We start from the raw sequence: 16878 nt of genomic DNA, 5'->3' as shown, positions 1-16878 counted from the left end.
AAGCGGCTGAGTCAAACATCCGTGATGTTGACTTCGCAGCGGAATCGGCGAACTTCAGTAAGTTCAATATCCTTGCACAATCAGGAAGCTACGCGATGAGCCAAGCGAATGCTGTGCAGCAAAACGTATTGAAATTACTCCAGTAATTTCAATCACTTTTATATGTTTCCCCGATCGGATTTTTATCCGATCATTCCTTCCTGACTCTCTTTTTCTTTTTAAACTGCAGATTATTTTAGATAGCTTTCGAGTCGAGTGATATAGAGATTCGACATTTTTAATAATTGTTGTACAACAAGGGCATCGATTTGAGTGACATGTTTATTCGGACTGAGAAGCTCTTGTGTATTGAATAAATCAAAAATATAGCTCATAATGATCGGGAAATATTCATAATAAACCTGTGCAAGATCAGAGTTCGTTTTATATTCCATATCGCTAAGATCCCATGAAAGCCGGGCTAGAGAATTGAGATAGGCTTCGGCATGGGCAAATTTTTTCTTTTGGTGCTGTTTAATAATTTTTTCGAGTTTTTTGGCTTCTTTGATCTGATGGCGAATTTGTCCTTTATCGTCTTCATTAAAATCATCGGATCCAATTTCTCGGAAAAAATCACCAATTTGTAAAGGTAGATTTTCACGGTCGAGGGGTTGGAAAGAATCCCAGTCATACTCATCAAAGCGTAATGGATCACAACCTTCCAAATAAGCGCCGTTACTGAGATTATAAACATGATTGTAGTCATGTTTGAGCATTTTGGTAAAGGTCGCTGCCTGCTCTATTGATATTTTATATGCCGAGAGGGTCGGAACCTGATCAAGCAGGTTCCCCTTAACGTAGGTGATGGAGGTATTCGGATTGAGCGAGGCGCTTTGATCATTGTATTCCCCGGTTGTTTGAAACGGGTGAAAGTCCCCGTGCGTCTGAAGTGTTTCATTATCCAATGCCAAATCAATACCGAGCATAAAGAGGTTGACGGCACCGAAAATTAAAAAGATACCGTAAGTATATTCTCCGACACTTGGCGCGGAAAAACGTCCGAATCCTTTTTTATACAATGTTCCCTGTTCCATGAAATGGACATTGGAACGGTTGAATTTTTGAAGAGTTGCCTCATCGACATTGGAAGCCAGAAGTATTGTAGTGTCTTTAAAATAGGTATCTGTGTCCAGGCCTTCGAACAAAAGAGATGTGTTTTCACCCGGATCGATGTGAATAACAACATCCGGTGTAATGTTGACACGATGAAGAAGTCTGCATGTCGAGAGGGCGGAAACAAGGATAAAACGATCACGATTTGCTATAACCCAGTCAAGATTTTTGGACGTTGACGGGCCTGAAAAAAGAAGAAGTACCGGTTTGTCCGAAAAGACATTGTCCGTGTAAAACTTGTTAATATTCAAAAAAGAGTAACCGGCTGCCAGATAGCGGGGAGAATCGATAAAGCGGAGCAGCATGGCACTGTAGCCGTAGTTGATATAACTTTGGGAGAGGACATGGGTTTGGAGTCGTTGGAGCTCCATTTGATAATCCAAGGTAAAAGGAATATGCTTCATGTGAAGATTGTAGTTATTGCCTTTATCAAGAAACTCCAGAAAGTTTTTACGTTCTTCCATTTCATCGTCAGTTAGGGAAAAATAGAGAAAACCATATTGTGCAAGCTCTTTATAGTTCGTGACAAAGAGGGAAAGGCGGAAAGTCTCGAGATTTTTTTCTTTGATAAAAATGACTTGAGGATTGAGTTTTTTAATAATTCCCTGAAGGTGAAGGCCCAACCCGACGCCCAAGAAAATAATTTTATGAACCCGATTCATATGTGTTTCAGCGGTAGCATGTGCACTGACGTAATTAATAATTTTGATCGTGGCCCACAGTGAATTGTGGAAAGAGAGTTTACTGTTATCAATAGCTTCGGCCTGTTCATCGGTTGCGAAGATATACTTTTGAGCTTTGAAAACGGCTCCCGTCCGTTTTAGATCAACATGTTCGAGCGCTCTTTTCGCATGTTCAAGGCTGTTTTCTTTGTAAAGAAACTCATTGCTTGAGAGTTCCAGAATATCGAAGTAGCCTTCTTCTTTATATTCAAGAGCGTAGCGTTCTGTGTATTCGCCTTCTTCAATAAGCATGTTTAAAAGATTGATTTTGTCATAGAGTGGTTTGTGATTTTCTTCGAAATAGAGTAAATTTTCTTGAAAAGTTTTCAGTGCATTTAAAGTGATGTCGTCCATGGTGGTATCTCCTTAGGATAGTCTGACGCTATAGGGTGAAAGTTCTTTTTTTATCATATCGGGCGTATATTTGGAAAAATGGAAGATCGACGCCGCAGCGAGGGCATCCGCTCCTAATGAGAGTGCCTCCAATCCATGTTCCGGCAGTCCCATGCCGCCGTTGATAATGATCGGAAGATGGAGTTTGCCGCGGAACTGCTGCAACAGTTCCGTGTCGTATCCCTGAGACGTGCCTTCATGATCGACCGAGGTGAGAAGAATCTCTCCTGCCCCCTGTGCTTCGTATTCACGGGCAAGATCGAGAGGATCAATGTCTAATACGCCCAATTTTTTAGAATAGACGCGGTAACGTCCATCAATTTTTTTGACATCGATAGAGGCGACAACACACTGTGAACCGAAGATCGTTGCGATTTCACGGATAAATGAAGGAGAGAGGATGGCTTGAGAATTGATCGAAACTTTGTCGGCACCTGCATTTAATACCGTATACACATCGTCAATCGTTTTGATTCCCCCTCCGATCGTAAGCGGCATGAAACATTCATTTGCCATATCGGTGATTATCTCGGTATTGATGGGTTCGTTGTTGAGACTGGCATCGATATCCAGTACAATGAGCTCATCGACATTGCGTGCATTGTAAACGCGTACGGTTGCCGTGGGATGGCCGATCGTCCGGTAGGAATCGAATTGGATACTCTTGACCAATTGCCAGTTTTTGAGAAGTACGCAGGGGATAAGCCGATGTTTTAGCATGGGGAGACGCTCTCAAGATTTGCAAAGTTTTCAATGATTTTCAGACCGTGTTTTTGACTTTTTTCAGGGTGAAACTGTGTGGCAAAAATATTTTCTTTTTGGACGGAGCTAATGAACTCGCATCCGTATTCGGTGATACCTGTCGCATATTGGCGGTCGGCATTAAAATAGTACGAATGGACAAAGTAGAAATCGCTATTATCGGGTATTCCCTCAAATATCGGGGAGGGGTTGGCGAAAGCTACGCTGTTCCATCCGACATGAGGAATTTTAAGACCGCTTTCCGCAAATCGTACAATATCGGCATCGATCCATCCAAGGCCTGCGGTTTCTCCAAATTCATAGCTTTTTGTTGCGATGAGCTGCATCCCAAGGCAGATGCCTAAAAAAAGTTTTTTCTTTTCGATGACTTCGTTGTTGAGAAGATCCACCAATCCCAGGGCATTTAGATTATGCATGGCATCTTTGAATGCTCCTACCCCGGGCAAAACCAGTTTGGAGGCATTTTGAATGATCGCAGGGTCATTGGAGATAATCGCATCGGTCCCGATATGTTCGAAGGCTTTTTGAACGGATCGGAGATTTCCCATCCCGTAATCGATAATGACAATATTAGCGGACAATGTATTCTTCTTTGCGTACTAATGAACCGTCGATATCCCGTACAAATTTTCCTGACGCATCCCGTACAAATATTTTTTTGTTTGTAAATGAGTCACAAATACGGTCAAACTCTTCGCGGCTAAAGCCGGTGTAATTCAAAAATTCATGAATGGCCTTCATTGGCGGGATACCGTCGTATTTGTTGACAAGACGTACCCCTTCTTCTCGGGAGATGTATCCTAGTCGAATATCCAAACAGGCGTTATCGCTTGCACGTCCGAAACCGTATTTAATATATTTGAGGTAATCGTGGACATGATTGCTGTAACAATCAAGGTTCTCAAAATTTTCGTATGTGGTTTCCACGCGGCGGTCCGAAGTCGAAAAACCGCTTTTTTTTGCATTTTCCAACACTTTTCGGAGATCCCATTTGATGTAGTATCCTAAAAAGAGCCCGGTTACCCCGACGCGCTCAATCGCTTCATCCTCGGGGTAGTAATAGAGAGCCAAATCACGTTCGGTGATTCCGTCAACCCCTATCATATCGGATGCGCGATTCCCCAGCAGTCCGCCGAATTCTTCGAGCCATTGACGGTTAAGATAGGGATTGTTTTTACTGGCTGCGGGTCCGCCGTATTCGATTTCAGAGTTTTCGCCCCATAAAATAAGAGGGATGTTGAAATTGACGGCGATATGGGCCGGAGTCGTAAAAATTCCGAGATGGTTGGGCCACTCGCAATCGCCGACGCGCTTCATAGCCTCTTTGATCATTGATTTATAGACTTTCGGGTTGCGTTTTATGTGGAGGAGATCGACGCCTAACGAGTTGAGATTGTTCAAATTTTGCCGACCGATCTCTGTGGGAATGGTAGGCTCGAAACAGACGCACAGCGGATTGAGTCCCATGTCCAAGACGCTTTGAACCTGGAACGTCGAATCTTTGCCCCCGCTGACTCCGATAATGCAGTCATAGTGGCTGTTCTTTTTGTTTTGTTGAACGACCTCTAAGAATTCATTTTTGCGTGCTTCCCAGTCAATTTCAGAATCTTTTGATTTCTGAGAACGGCAGGCATCACATACGCCGTGCTCGTCGAAATGAAGATCGGGTTTGGTATCGGGCATCACGCATTGGGTACAGAATTTCATTGGGGTTTTCCTAAAACAAGCTGCATTTTATATCCCATTCTGGCATCATGAAGTGCCTTCTCATCAATTAATCCTGCTACCGAGAGCAGATTAGTGGTTTCTCCTAGATAAGGATCGTCATAGTTGAGATAATTGTTCATAACCCCAATCTCAGAAATGACCGTTTCGCAGCTCATGATTTCCAGACCGCATTCATGTGCCAATTTTTCGATTGCTTTGTACGAGTAGAGGTTGACGTGTTCGATTCCGTCAAACATTTGGCATTTTTCTCTGAGCATTTTGGCAGCGAGCGAATCAGCGCTTGGGATCTGAAGAAAAATAACCCCTGTGTCGGAAAGAAGCGCTTTGATCTGCTCGAGATACGAACGTCCGTCTTTGAGATGTTCAAATACATCCCATAAACTGACGGCATCCATTTTTTCGGTAAAGTTAACCGATTCGAGAAGCTGATTATAGACCGTATGCCCTTTTTGGACTGCGTAGGCGGATTCTTTTTCATTCAGTTCGACACCGAATGTTTTCCAGTTCGATTGAACGGCACAATCGAGGAAATTTCCGGAAGAGCATCCGATATCGAGAATATTCCCTTTTGAGGTAACGGCTTCGATGGCACGAAGACCTTTTGTGTAGAGTGCCGTATAAAATTCACTGTCGTTCGTGACAATTTCACTTTGGCAGTCATGATTGTTTCGGTAATGATTTTCGAGATGTTCATTTTTGAAAACGGGATTAAGATAGATCATTGCACATTCGCGGCATTTGACGTAGCGTCCTCCGTCCTTGAAAAAAATAAATTGTTCATGATTTTTGTGGCAAACCGGGCACTCTCTCTCTTCGACCAGGGTATCGAAAAATTCCATCGTTTCCGGATCAAAATATTTTTGTCGGTCCGCAACATTGGCCAAATGCATTTTGAGTCGCTCTTGGTGAATTTCTTTAGGTACTCTTGCGTGCATAGTATTCCTTATAGGGTTAGATTTTTGGATATTTTGCATAAAACTCGTCTTTTAGTATGCTGTATTGCAATGTGTCGTAATATCGGCCATTTTTATAGACTTCTTGACGTTTAATTCCTTCTTGCTGCATACCCAGGGTTACTGCTAGCTTTTGCATGGAAAGATTTGAGTCCATTGTTCCGCACCAAATACGGTTAAGGTTCATGGTTCCGAATCCATGGTGCAAGAGCAGCAGAGAAGCTTCTTTCGCCAACCCTTTTCCTTGGGCTGAGGGTTCGCCGATGAGAAGTGAAAATTCAGCACTGCGGTGCACCTGTGTGATAGCAGAGAGTGTTATGTTTCCGATATGCCGGTCGCTGCTACGATCAATCATTGCAAGCATGATCATATCACTGCGGTGGTGAAGCGCATGAATATACTCGAGTGCCGAGGCTTTAGAATAGGGATAGACGTGATGTTCAAGATATTGGGTAAGGATTTCATTATTCAGCCATGTGGGATATTGTCCCTCCACGTCAGAAGCTTCAAGCCCTCGTAAATAGAGCCGATTACCAATTAAGAAGGGATTGTTCATACTAACTCCTTACGATTTTCCCACACTTTTTCAAAGGCGCTGATCACGTCATCCATATCGCCTTGGGTCATTCCGGGACGCATAAACTCATGCGTGACGAGAGAATTGTAATGCATCTCTTCTGTGATAGGGCATAGTCCTTGAGGATAAGTGACGTTACTGAGAGAAAACGGGTATCCGTCCCGTCCGAAAGCGATCCGTTCCTGATAAAGCGGCTGCAGATAGAGCGGTTTGACATAGCCGTAACTCAGAAGTACGGTAGATTCTTCCCGTAGCAATGTGGCCGGGAGTTCGGCTTTTACGGCATCGATGAAGCGGTTCCGGTGCATTCCGGCGACTTTGGAGTCGAACCGGAGCGGATGGACGTAAAAGGCATGTCGGGTATTGTCTCTCACCTTGGTCGGGATGATACAGGGGATTTGTGCCAGTTTTTCATTGAGGTAGGCCGTGTTTGCCAGCCTCTGATCCAGCAATGCGGGGAGTTTTCTGAGCTGTTCGCGTCCTATAGCGGCTTCGAGTTCGGTCATTCGGTAGTTGAAGCCGACCATGTTGACGAGTTCGCTTTTGTCACGGATCCCTTTGGCGGAAAGGACCGCTTCGGCATGATTTCGGATAAGGCGGAGCTTTTCGGCGAGAAGATCGTCATCGGTGACAATGATTCCCCCTTCACCGGTATGGATGTGTTTGTGGTAATTGAGCGAATAGACACCGATATCTCCGAGCGTTCCGGCATATTTGCCTTCCAACATCGCACCGGGGGCTTGCGCGGCATCTTCAATCACGTAGAGGTTGTGTTTTTGGGCGATAGCATTGATCGCATCGCGGTCATAGGGTTGTCCGAAAATATCCACAACGATGATCGCACGGGTACGGGGCGTGATGCAAGCCTCGATAGAGCGCGGGTCGAGGCAGTAGTATTCTTCTTCAATATCAGCAAAGATCGGAATCGCACCATAGACGAGGGCGGCGGTGGCCGAGGCACTCATCGTATAGGCGGAGACGATGATTTCATCTCCCGGACTGATACCGCAGGCACCGACGGCGGCATACAGGCCGCTGGTAGCGGAGTTGACGCTGATGGCATGTTTGACGCCGAAATGCGCGGCCCATTCCGCTTCGAGGGCGCGTACTTCCGGTCCACCGTAAAAGTCGGCGTGCCATGTTCCGAGATAGGTGGAGAGCTTGCCGCTGCGCAGGACGCGAAGGGCGGCATCTTCTTCTTCTTTTCCGATCGTATTGTAGGCGGGAAAAGGAATCGTGCGAAGTTTATCGGCACCGTTGATCGCGAGTTTCATGATGGGTATACCTTTATGAAAGTTTGAAAAATCAATTTATGGATATGGAGATGCTCTTTGAAAATTTCATGACACGTCTGATGGCTCTCATGGAGTAAAAATTCCAGTGAATCGAGGGCGTACCGTGAGAGATCGGTAGTTATGCTCTCTTGTAAAGTGAGAGCGAAATATCCTTCATACGTGCCGGAAGGGACACGTGAATAGATCTCGATTTTCTCACCGCCTTCGAGGATTTTAATAACCCCTTTTTCAAACCAAACGGTGAGTTCGAAGAGTGAATATTCGGGCGATCTTAGAACCGACACGGTTCCGTCGCCATGTTGTAATGAAATCCCGAATTCGCCGCATACGTCATTATTGCAATGGGATGCCCTGAACGGTTTTATCGCAGTCAGATTTCCCAAAAAATGGCTCAAAACTCCAAGCAGATGCGAGCCGTTGTGAAGCAGCCCTTTCGTACAGACCCCTTGAAACCCTAACGCTTTTCCAAACTCATCGTCCTTGATGCGCGATGCGAGAGCGATAAAAGCTTTGTTGTACCGGCGCATCAGATGAATAAGAATTTTTTTGTTTGTATGCTGGAGTTCACCGACCAGAGAATGGAATTCCTCTTTGGATGCGACAATCGGTTTTTCGCACAATATCATCGAACAATCTTTTCGCTGGATCAATGTCGTCAGGTCATGAAAGTGTGCAGAAGTGGAAGACGAGATGGAGACAATATCATAGTGTTCTTCGTCGCTGATATCATCGATGGAAAAATATCGATGCATTTCGCCCCATCGTTCCATAAAGGCAAAAACATTCATTTCAGAGGGTTCACAAATAGCACTCAGCTGCGTCTCGGGGCAGAGGGTATAGGCGTGAGCATGGCTGGCAACCGCCTTCGATGAGGGAGAATCGATAAGTCCTCCGATGCTTCCTGCGCCGACTATAAGTGCTTTGAGGGGAGTATGCATTCAGTCAGCCTTCCTGAGGGTTTGTATGAATGAAGCAAAATCCATACCGAATTCATTGATATGCAGATTTAGAGGTGTAAGAAGTTCGGGAAGAAGCTCATCCAAATCATTCAGCTGCCGTTCTTTCGGCAGGGGGAGGAGAAATTTTCGTATATTTGACGGGAGATAAGAGATGACCGGTTTTTCGAAAAGGGCGGCGGTGTAAAGGGCCATCGTATCAAACCCGATAACGGCTTTGGCGTTGAGAAGCTCATCGGTAAGATCGACGGAATGTGCTTCATGGATTTGAACAGGTATATGGGAATATTCTTTCAAAAAAGTCTCATAATTAGAAGAGGTCTCGCTGGGGTGGAGACGGATAATGAGTTTTTCGCATTCAAACTGCCCGAAGTGATCCAAAATATCTTTTAGGGCTGTATATTGGGTGAACCCCCAATAAAGAGGATCCCCATAGGAACGTTCGGCAACAGCATCGGTCGGTTCGCTCAAAAATAAAAGATCATTGGAGGCCGTGACGGGACGTTTTCGAGCCTCTTCGATGAGACCCTCTAGGTAGTAATTCGGCAGTTTAACGGGATGGGGGAGTTTCAGCGAGGTTGCGAGCTCATAGGCTTTTTCATCGGATACGGCGGTAAACTCTCCCAAATTCTCTTTCCATCCTTCATCCGGATACCCGAAACGCTCTCGATAGTTGGTCCAGTGATCGAGAAATGCGACGGTAGGAATAGCGTGAGCCTTGCAGTAGCGTACATAAGGACGCTCACATCTCTCTTGCCATCCGGTTCCAAAGAGGAGAATGTCCGGGGAGAGTGCTTCGAGCTGCTTATCCGCATCGCCTATCGGGGTAAAAGGGAGATTGTACCGATTGCAGATGGTTGCCATGGGGCTGGGAACTTTTGCGAAGATATTCCATGATGCCAGTGTCCGGTGTTGTAAAATAAAAGCACAGAGGAGTTCAGAACTGCCGGCATCGTGTGAAACAACAGCGAACCTCACCCGATCAGCTCCCATGAAAGCGGTGTCCCTTTGGGAACATCTCTGAGAAATCGTTTGCCCGTGATTTCAGGAAGATGTTTGGGTGCAAGCCCGAATCCGGGACGGACGGAACGGATATTGGCGGTCGTGATAAGTTCTCCGGCTTTGACATCCTCAGCGATGAAGAGGCTGCGGGAAAACTCGCGGGATTGAAGGCTCTTTGGCGAAAGCTCATACGTCACCTTCCCCATCAATTTTTCAGTATCCCGTACGGCATCCACCATGGCACGAAATTCGGCTGGCTCCAAACTAAAGGTACTGTCGGCACCCCCCATTCCCCGATCCAATATAAAATGTTTTTCAATGACCCGCGCTCCGAGGGCAACGGCGGCTATGGGGGCGCTCAGACTCATCGTATGATCGCTTAAGCCCACAGCAACGTCAAATCGCTGAATCATGTCCGGAATGGTCAGGAGGTTCATCTCCTCCAGTGCGGCAGGATAGGCGGAGGTACATTTGAGCAGAGTGATCCGGTCATTCCCCATACGTTTGCAGGCAGAGATGGCATCTTCGATATCGCTAAGGGTTGCAATTCCCGTCGAGATAATGATCGGCTTCCCTTTTGCCGCGGTATACTCGATCAGAGGGATATCGGTGATCTCAAAACTGGCGATTTTATAGGCGGGAACATCCAACTGTTCCAAAAAATCGACGGCACTCGGATCAAACGGGGAAGAAAAAGCCTCCATCCCCAAACTTTGTGCATGGTTGAAAAGCGTCTCGTGCCATTCCCACGGTGTCATCGCTTCGGCATAGAGATCATAGAATTTGCGTTTGTCCCATTGTGTCCCCTGGGAAATCGTAAACATCTCGTTATCACAATCGAGGGTGATCGTATCGGGTGTATAGGTCTGCAGTTTGATCGCATCGGCTCCCGAAGCCTTCATCGCATCAATCGTTTTCAGCGCCGTCTCTAAAGAGCCGTTATGATTAGCGGAAAGTTCGGCGATGATAAAAACTTTTTCATTCAGATGATGGTTTCCGATAGTCATAAGGTACGCTCCAATGTAATCATTTCTTTGCCGTCGTAGATAGCTCGGCCGGTTTCTGTAAAATCGAACTTTGCATATAAATGTTTAGCCCGTTCGTTATGGGCGAATACGTTGGCGATAATCTTTTTCAGCCCCAGTGTCTTCGATGCATAGCCTAGCAAAGTATCCATTAAAATTTTTCCGACACCGTGAACATCGGGATTGGCATATATCCCCAACTCCGCGGAGGTTTCTGTGATATCCGTTAAATCGACAACACCGAGGTAATCATTAGCCCTTTGGACTAAAAAGTAGCGTTTATCGGACCGGGTTGTGAGAGATTGGAGAAAACGTACATGCTCATCTTTGGAGATTTCGTTCGGCCTTAGCATCCAGCTTTGGACATCGGGGTGGTTCCGCCATGTGAGAACCATCTCGATTTCGGTCTCGTTCAACTCCGTAAACGGAATCATCCGGATCATACTAACCGCTCCAAAAGAGTCTGAAAAATGTCATTGTCGAAGTGCTCCATGACATTCAGCCCCTCGCGTTTCAGGTAGGCGACAAACTCCGTTTGGTTCTGGGCACTTTGAATGGCGATAAAGGGAAGCCCCATAAACATCACTTCATGAGCAATGGAACTGGGGGTAATAATCGCGAAAGCACTCTGATGCATGATCTCGGCAATATTGGCGGCATTGATATGCAAACGGATGTTCGGGTGCTCTTCCGCATACTTTTTAAGCATATTCAAATGCGTATTGGAATCGGTGGTGACAACATTGACCTCCGTATTTGCGGGAAGTGCATGGAGAATCTGCATCGAGAGATTCAGCGGATCGCTTCCCCCCATCGATAGAAAGATCGTATTGTTTGAGGGCTTCGGATTTTGTTTTGCAATTTTAAACTCTGCCCGGATCAGCGGATGGGCGCATTGGATATCACACTCTTTCGGAACAAGACCAACATAGCGCTCGCTTTGGGCATAGATGTTGGGGTTAAAGAGGATATCACAGTGATGAGGTTGATACGTATCGTCCAGACTTATGATGGTGACCCCGGTTTGTTCTTTGATCTGTTTCTCAAAGGCAGCATTAATCCCGTAATGATCAAAAACAACCGTGTCAATGTGAAGAGATTGAATTAAAGCAATAAGTTCTTCGGCTTTATTGGAAGCAAGCAGATGAACGGGGTAGGGGATACGGTGAAGAATATTTCCCGCTAAGTTTTGGCATGCGAAGGCAATCGAAGCATCGGGATATCGCTGTACGAAAACGAGATCACGCATGATATGCCCAAGACCGATTTGACTGGAAGAGTCAGCGCGGACCAAAAGATTCATGATAAAAAAAGTGCCTTATACATCAGTTCCGCGCGTAACCAATCTTCGGGGGTATCGATATCCTGTACGAGATGGCGGGGCAGGACAATGGTGGTTGCCGCTTCGGAAAATATCGGCGTTCCTTCGAGCCATGCATCAGGTTTTCCCCAGTAGAACTGTCCGACGTCGTGGTAGGCTTCGGGAAGGTCCTGAGAACGGGTGGAGAAATGTTCCGGCCAAAACATTTCGATATTTCCCTTCTCGTCGCGCTTCACCCCTCGGAAAATCGGGAACGGAAAGGTTGTAAGGGGGAAAGCATAGCTCTTATGGTGCTCTATGAGGGCGTGATACGCTTCAGCAATATCGTCCGGCCGGATAAACGGTGCGGTTGCATAAATACAGCAGGCTGCATCGATGATACTCCCCTGATCTTGCAAGGTCTGAATCGCATGGGCTATAACAGGGATGGTGGCCGTGTGATCGTCACTGAGCTCTTTGGGACGCATAAAGGGAACTTCGGCACCATAGCTGCGGGCAAGTTCAGCAATCTCTTCATCGTCGGTAGTGATGACGATCCGGTCAAACAGACCGGACTTTTGCGCCGCTTCGATACTGTATGCGATGATCGGTTTTCCGCAAAATGATTTGATATTTTTTCGCGGGATCCGCTTGCTGCCGCCACGGGCAGGAATAATGGCAATACGCATTGAAAATCCTTTTAAAAACTGCATCCGCGATAAGCGTATTTGCCGATCACATCGAGTATCGTGTCGGCAATCTGTTCCGCATCATTGAGAGACATTTTTTGATGGCAGGGGATGGAGAGTTCCGAACGATAAAAATGCTCTGCATTCGGAAGCCGAATGATTCCGAAATTCTTTTGGTAAAAACTATTCTGGTAAATCGGTTTATAGTGGACCTGTACGCCCAATCCCCGGGTCTGCAATTCCGTAAATATTTCTTCTTTGACGCAATGAAGTTCCGGATTCAGCAAAAGAGGATAGAGATGGCGTGCGCTTTGATCGGTTGGGCTGATATCAATCGTTTGGAATAGGGGATGCTTTTCGAAACGTTCATCATAATAACGGGCGATATTCTCCCGAACATTGATAAAACGGTCCAATTTATGAAGTTGTGAAAGCCCTAGCGCAGCGGCAAATTCGGTCATGCGAAAATTATACCCCAGCGAGATCATATCCGAATTCCACAATTGTTTTTTGACTATGCCGTGCGAGCGGAATAACCGCAGAGAATGGGCAAATTCTTCATTGTCGGTGACGATGGCTCCCCCTTCACCGGTTGTGATCGGCTTAATGGCATGAAAACTAAAGACAGTCATATCGGCGAAAGAACCTATTTTTTGTCCGTTGATATCGCTGCCGAGAGCATGAGAAGCATCCTCGATCACAAAGAGATTATGATTGCGGGCGATGGTATTGATGGCATGGATGGCGACCGGTTTTCCGGCAAAATCAACGGGGACAATCGCTTTGGTATGCGGTGTAATCAGAGATTCAATGAGTTTTTCGTCAATATTTCCATCCGGTTTGATGTCACAAAATACCGCTTTTGCTCCCAACGCGACCGCCATATTGGAGGTGGCGACAAAACTGATCGGGGTAGTAATGATCTCATCACCTTCTCCGATTCCGCAAGCGCTGTAGGCCGCGTGCAAAGCGGATGTAGCAGAATTAAAAGTGACGCAGTATCGTGCTCCGACGTAGTGCGCCAGCATTTCTTCGAACTCTTCGACTTTAGCCCCTTGGGTCAGATGAGAGCTTTGTAATATTTCTACTACCGAAGCGATATCATCTTCTTCGATAAGCTGCGTAGAGTAGGGAATCATTTCTCTTCGTTCTCCGTGAGGGCGATTTTTTCGAGTAAGCTCTCGGGTGTCAGCCATTCGGAATTCGTCTCGGAACTGTATTTAAATCCGTATTCGACGGGAACGCCTGTTTCATTGCAGTTATTGAGAGTGAAATCGGCTGATTCGGTGAACTGAATCGATGGTTTGATAACATAGTGATCATGAAACTCGAGCGTCAGATGGGAGTCATCTCGGGGACACATCACCTCATGCATCTTCTCTCCGGGGCGGATACCGACATTTTTATGCGGCATATCGGGGGCGATAGCCAAAGCGACATCGACCACTTTCATCGAAGGGATTTTCGGAATGAAAATCTCCCCTCCATGCATGCGTTGAAAGTTTTTAAGGACGAAATCGACACCCTCTTGGAGCGTGATCCAAAATCGTGTCATCCGTTCATCGGTAATCGGAAGTTCTTTAACGCCGTTGGCGATCAGTTTTTGGAAGAAAGGGACGACAGAGCCTCGGGAACCCAAAACATTGCCGTATCGGACAACGGCAAAACGGATGTCCTTGCCTCCGCGGATATTATTGGCGGCGACGAAGAGTTTATCGGATGCCAGTTTGGTTGCACCGTATAGGTTGATAGGACTCGCGGCTTTGTCCGTCGAAAGTGCGATCACTTTACTCACTCCGCAATGCAAAGCGGCATCAATGACGTTTTGGGCACCGTTGATGTTGGTTTTAATACATTCCATCGGATTATATTCGGCGATAGGGACATGTTTAAGTGCCGCGGCATGAACGACATAGTTGACTCCGTTCATCGCACTCTGTAATCGGGGAAGATCGCGTACATCGCCGATAAAATAGCGCATGCACGGATCATTAAAGCGTTGAGCCATTTCGTATTGTTTGAGCTCATCACGAGAATAAATGATAATTTTATTAGGTTTGTAGTGTTTTAAAATTGTTTTGACAAACTGCTTGCCGAAACTTCCGGTTCCACCGGTAATGAGGATATTCTGTCCATTTAGCATACTGACCCTTTGTCTAACGTGTTTAAGCTAAAAGCAATAACAGTACCACAATGGTCAGATGATTTGAGAGAGTATGGCAGCTCGTTGGTCGGTTAGCTTTTGACGGAGATCGCAGAGCATCACTTCTGCATCCATACTGAGCAACAGTACACTTTTGAGTTCTTCGTGCGTTTGAAAATCAGGAAGTGCATGCAGCAAAGTGTGGACTGTTTGCGGATCGTTAGAAGCTATCGCTGCTTGAAATAATTCACTCCATTCATCCACACGCATAAGATTACGATGTCGTTGTTTTGTTGGCAGCATTAATGGCGGATAAAAGTGGTGCAAATTTCGCATTCAGCTGACTGATGATTGAGTCATAGGCCGCAAATTTTGCTTGGAGCGTATCATAGCGTGCCGTAAGGAGGGCATTGGCTTTAGCCCGGTCTGCATTCAGTACCGTTGTCGCATCTTTGGCAGATTTCGTAAGATTGGTGATAAGCCCTGTCGAGGAAGATGTGTAGCTGTTGATCAAATTATTGAGTGACGTAAAAACACCGTCGGTAGTCGTGGTCACACTGAGAGCACTAACGGTAGTCTTGCCGCTGAAAAATGCTTCCGTCCCATCCGGATCGGCATCCATTTTTGTGGTAAAAACAGTTTTATCAAACGACATCACCCCGCTTTTATCCAAACTGATCCCATAATCAGGCAGGGAATATCCTTTACTGTCCACAGACGTTATCAGTTTGGTAATTTGCCGACTGATATCTTTAATCGTATTATCCCCGTTAAATATTCCGACTTTACCTGCGGTAGCGTCATAGGCGGTCATATCGCTCAATTGGGATATGAGGGTGTTGTAATTGCTCACCATCGTCTCCATTTCGGTGGCAATCTGGTCGCGATTTTGAGTGATTGAGATATTGGCACTTCCTGCATCTTTGAGAAGGCTCAGGGTCATTCCATAGGTAATATCGGTAATGGTATTGGTGCTTCGGGTCATGCTGATACCGTCGTAGGTAAAGTGGGCATCCTGTGCGTCTTGAATTATTCCTAATGTCCCTGCATTGTTCGTTGCTCCGGTTGTAAGGGACGCAGACAAACCTGTTCCGTTGTCAGTGATTGAGATAGCGCTGGCGACTTCAGCTGATTTCGGAGTCAGAACCATACGATAGTCATTGGCACCGTATTGGACAATATTGGCAGTTACTTTGGTGTTGAGCGTGGTGTCGGCGTTAATATTGTCGACAAGATTTTGCAGGGTAGTTGTGTCGGAATAAGCAAAATTAGCGGTGGTCGCACCGATATTGACGCTTAATGTGCCGCTCGTACCGGTAGCTGCAATAAAATCGTCTTTGGCCACAAAGGTAGCACTGCTCGTACTCGGGGTAAGCAGATTGGTGTCTTTTAGTTGTCCGCCGATATCGGTTAACGAAATAGCCTGCGCTTGGCCGGTAGTTTTAGAGGTAATGACCAAATTAAAAGCGGATGTGCCCGTTTGGAGTATTGACGCCGTAACATCTGTTCCCGCGGCATCATTGATGGCTTGTTTAAGATCCGCCAATGTTGTTGCAGCGGTATAATCAATAGTATAATTATTACCGCCTATTCCTAAATTGAGGGTTCCGGAACCGTTCGCAATAAGTTCAGTAGACGAGGCATAGGCTGCCGACTCGACAACATTTTTTTTGGCGATATTCGTCACATTGATCGAAAAATCCTGAATCTGAGACCCTGACAAACTGGTGACGCTGACTCCGTCATTGCTCCCGGATACGGAACGTTTTTGGTATAGGCTGTCATCGTCCAATGCACTGACACTGCCTTTAAACGTCGTCAACAGACTGTTTAAAAGGTCCAATGCCTGTGATTTTTGTGAATTTAAAGTGATTTTATTGTCAATCGGAGTAATCAGTTGAGAAGTATCATTAGCTTTGAGTTTGTCAATCAGATCGGCGGTTAAAACGCCTGACCCAAGCCCGAGTGAATTAATAGTTCCAGACATGACAAATCCTTATTTATGTATATGCACTTAATATCGACCAAAAAGATGAATGGTTTAATTATTAAGAAGATAAGCAAAAAGGATTCCGTTACGGATTACCGTTTTTTCGTAATTCCAAACCGCTGAGGACGGATCGTGAGTTCAGTGATACTGAGTCCTTCACGCATGGATAAGAGATTCTGGATGGTTTGGGC

Annotated in this window: 18 protein-coding genes; 1 reads left to right on the top strand and 17 read right to left on the bottom strand. The window is 45.9% G+C overall.

The features are described from left to right. Window positions 1-146: flagellin (locus WAO38_RS10295; RefSeq protein ID WP_422236818.1), on the top strand; the 146-nt coding region annotated here is incomplete at its 5' end. An 84-nt stretch (window positions 147-230) separates the two neighbouring features. Here WAO38_RS10295 and WAO38_RS10290 read toward each other — a convergent pair. The 17 genes from WAO38_RS10290 to fliD are packed head-to-tail and all read right to left on the bottom strand — an operon-like array spanning window position 231 to window position 16684. After that, the gene (locus WAO38_RS10290; RefSeq protein ID WP_422236814.1) at window positions 231-2228 is read right to left on the bottom strand and encodes a 6-hydroxymethylpterin diphosphokinase MptE-like protein; all 1998 of its coding nucleotides are present in this window, start codon (window positions 2226-2228) and stop codon (window positions 231-233) included. A gap of 12 nt (window positions 2229-2240) precedes the next feature. Continuing rightward, window positions 2241-2987: a HisA/HisF-related TIM barrel protein gene (locus tag WAO38_RS10285; RefSeq protein ID WP_422236812.1), complete on the bottom strand. Its 747-nt coding sequence runs from the start codon at window positions 2985-2987 to the stop codon at window positions 2241-2243. Then, window positions 2981-3610 carry an imidazole glycerol phosphate synthase subunit HisH gene (gene hisH / locus WAO38_RS10280; RefSeq protein ID WP_422236810.1) on the bottom strand — a complete coding sequence of 210 codons (630 nt, stop codon included), beginning with the start codon at window positions 3608-3610 and terminating at the stop codon, window positions 2981-2983. The genes WAO38_RS10285 and hisH overlap by 7 nt, the downstream gene beginning before the upstream one ends. Then, entirely contained in the window at window positions 3600-4736 is a 1137-nt protein-coding gene (locus WAO38_RS10275) for an N-acetyl sugar amidotransferase (RefSeq protein ID WP_422236809.1), read from the bottom strand. Before WAO38_RS10275 ends, hisH begins: the two co-directional genes overlap by 11 nt. Then, entirely contained in the window at window positions 4733-5692 is a 960-nt protein-coding gene (locus WAO38_RS10270) for a class I SAM-dependent methyltransferase (RefSeq protein WP_422236807.1), read from the bottom strand. Before WAO38_RS10270 ends, WAO38_RS10275 begins: the two co-directional genes overlap by 4 nt. A 16-nt stretch (window positions 5693-5708) precedes the next feature. Then, entirely contained in the window at window positions 5709-6266 is a 558-nt protein-coding gene (locus WAO38_RS10265; RefSeq protein WP_422236805.1) for a GNAT family N-acetyltransferase, read from the bottom strand. Further along, the gene (locus WAO38_RS10260; protein ID WP_422236803.1) at window positions 6263-7561 is read right to left on the bottom strand and encodes a DegT/DnrJ/EryC1/StrS family aminotransferase; all 1299 of its coding nucleotides are present in this window, start codon (window positions 7559-7561) and stop codon (window positions 6263-6265) included. The genes WAO38_RS10265 and WAO38_RS10260 overlap by 4 nt, the downstream gene beginning before the upstream one ends. Further along, window positions 7558-8520: a Gfo/Idh/MocA family protein gene (locus WAO38_RS10255; protein WP_422236801.1), complete on the bottom strand. Its 963-nt coding sequence runs from the start codon at window positions 8518-8520 to the stop codon at window positions 7558-7560. The genes WAO38_RS10260 and WAO38_RS10255 overlap by 4 nt, the downstream gene beginning before the upstream one ends. Continuing rightward, window positions 8521-9531 (bottom strand): hypothetical protein, encoded by a 1011-nt coding sequence (locus tag WAO38_RS10250; RefSeq protein WP_422236799.1) that lies wholly within the window; start codon window positions 9529-9531, stop codon window positions 8521-8523. It lies immediately after the preceding gene. Beyond that, the gene (gene pseI / locus WAO38_RS10245) at window positions 9513-10547 is read right to left on the bottom strand and encodes a pseudaminic acid synthase (protein WP_422236797.1); all 1035 of its coding nucleotides are present in this window, start codon (window positions 10545-10547) and stop codon (window positions 9513-9515) included. The genes WAO38_RS10250 and pseI overlap by 19 nt, the downstream gene beginning before the upstream one ends. Beyond that, window positions 10544-11008 carry a UDP-4-amino-4,6-dideoxy-N-acetyl-beta-L-altrosamine N-acetyltransferase gene (gene pseH, locus WAO38_RS10240; RefSeq protein ID WP_422236795.1) on the bottom strand — a complete coding sequence of 155 codons (465 nt, stop codon included), beginning with the start codon at window positions 11006-11008 and terminating at the stop codon, window positions 10544-10546. The genes pseI and pseH overlap by 4 nt, the downstream gene beginning before the upstream one ends. Then, window positions 11005-11868: a UDP-2,4-diacetamido-2,4,6-trideoxy-beta-L-altropyranose hydrolase gene (gene pseG / locus WAO38_RS10235; RefSeq protein WP_422236793.1), complete on the bottom strand. Its 864-nt coding sequence runs from the start codon at window positions 11866-11868 to the stop codon at window positions 11005-11007. Before pseG ends, pseH begins: the two co-directional genes overlap by 4 nt. After that, window positions 11865-12554 carry a pseudaminic acid cytidylyltransferase gene (pseF, locus tag WAO38_RS10230; protein ID WP_422236791.1) on the bottom strand — a complete coding sequence of 230 codons (690 nt, stop codon included), beginning with the start codon at window positions 12552-12554 and terminating at the stop codon, window positions 11865-11867. The genes pseG and pseF overlap by 4 nt, the downstream gene beginning before the upstream one ends. Window positions 12555-12565: 11 nt before the next feature. Next, window positions 12566-13693, bottom strand: a complete 1128-nt coding sequence (gene pseC / locus WAO38_RS10225; RefSeq protein WP_422236816.1) for a UDP-4-amino-4,6-dideoxy-N-acetyl-beta-L-altrosamine transaminase — start codon at window positions 13691-13693, stop codon at window positions 12566-12568. Beyond that, on the bottom strand, window positions 13690-14697 hold the full coding sequence (gene pseB, locus WAO38_RS10220) for a UDP-N-acetylglucosamine 4,6-dehydratase (inverting) (protein WP_422236789.1): 1008 nt from the start codon (window positions 14695-14697) through the stop codon (window positions 13690-13692). Before pseB ends, pseC begins: the two co-directional genes overlap by 4 nt. Before the next feature lie 54 nt (window positions 14698-14751). Further along, entirely contained in the window at window positions 14752-14967 is a 216-nt protein-coding gene (locus WAO38_RS10215) for a hypothetical protein (RefSeq protein WP_422236787.1), read from the bottom strand. Window positions 14968-14971: 4 nt separating this feature from the next. Beyond that, complete coding sequence (gene fliD / locus WAO38_RS10210; RefSeq protein WP_422236786.1) at window positions 14972-16684, bottom strand: flagellar filament capping protein FliD; 1713 nt, start codon at window positions 16682-16684, stop codon at window positions 14972-14974. Window positions 16685-16878 lie beyond the last annotated feature (194 nt).

It is taken from the genome of Sulfuricurvum sp. (genome assembly GCF_049277495.1).
Classification (GTDB): Bacteria; Campylobacterota; Campylobacteria; order Campylobacterales; family Sulfurimonadaceae; genus Sulfuricurvum.
The sequence above is the reverse complement of the archived record's forward strand: the minus strand, read 5'-3'. Positions and strand labels throughout refer to the sequence as shown.

Coding starts and splice junctions, on each gene's coding strand:
- WAO38_RS10290 (WP_422236814.1), bottom strand. CDS start 2,228: ATGGACGACATCACTTTAAATGCACTGAAAACTTTTCAAGAAAATTTA.
- WAO38_RS10285 (WP_422236812.1), bottom strand. CDS start 2,987: ATGCTAAAACATCGGCTTATCCCCTGCGTACTTCTCAAAAACTGGCAA.
- WAO38_RS10275 (WP_422236809.1), bottom strand. CDS start 4,736: ATGAAATTCTGTACCCAATGCGTGATGCCCGATACCAAACCCGATCTT.
- WAO38_RS10270 (WP_422236807.1), bottom strand. CDS start 5,692: ATGCACGCAAGAGTACCTAAAGAAATTCACCAAGAGCGACTCAAAATG.
- WAO38_RS10265 (WP_422236805.1), bottom strand. CDS start 6,266: ATGAACAATCCCTTCTTAATTGGTAATCGGCTCTATTTACGAGGGCTT.
- WAO38_RS10260 (WP_422236803.1), bottom strand. CDS start 7,561: ATGAAACTCGCGATCAACGGTGCCGATAAACTTCGCACGATTCCTTTT.
- WAO38_RS10255 (WP_422236801.1), bottom strand. CDS start 8,520: ATGCATACTCCCCTCAAAGCACTTATAGTCGGCGCAGGAAGCATCGGA.
- WAO38_RS10250 (WP_422236799.1), bottom strand. CDS start 9,531: ATGGGAGCTGATCGGGTGAGGTTCGCTGTTGTTTCACACGATGCCGGC.
- pseI (WP_422236797.1), bottom strand. CDS start 10,547: ATGACTATCGGAAACCATCATCTGAATGAAAAAGTTTTTATCATCGCC.
- pseH (WP_422236795.1), bottom strand. CDS start 11,008: ATGATCCGGATGATTCCGTTTACGGAGTTGAACGAGACCGAAATCGAG.
- pseG (WP_422236793.1), bottom strand. CDS start 11,868: ATGAATCTTTTGGTCCGCGCTGACTCTTCCAGTCAAATCGGTCTTGGG.
- pseF (WP_422236791.1), bottom strand. CDS start 12,554: ATGCGTATTGCCATTATTCCTGCCCGTGGCGGCAGCAAGCGGATCCCG.
- pseC (WP_422236816.1), bottom strand. CDS start 13,693: ATGATTCCCTACTCTACGCAGCTTATCGAAGAAGATGATATCGCTTCG.
- pseB (WP_422236789.1), bottom strand. CDS start 14,697: ATGCTAAATGGACAGAATATCCTCATTACCGGTGGAACCGGAAGTTTC.
- WAO38_RS10215 (WP_422236787.1), bottom strand. CDS start 14,967: ATGCGTGTGGATGAATGGAGTGAATTATTTCAAGCAGCGATAGCTTCT.
- fliD (WP_422236786.1), bottom strand. CDS start 16,684: ATGTCTGGAACTATTAATTCACTCGGGCTTGGGTCAGGCGTTTTAACC.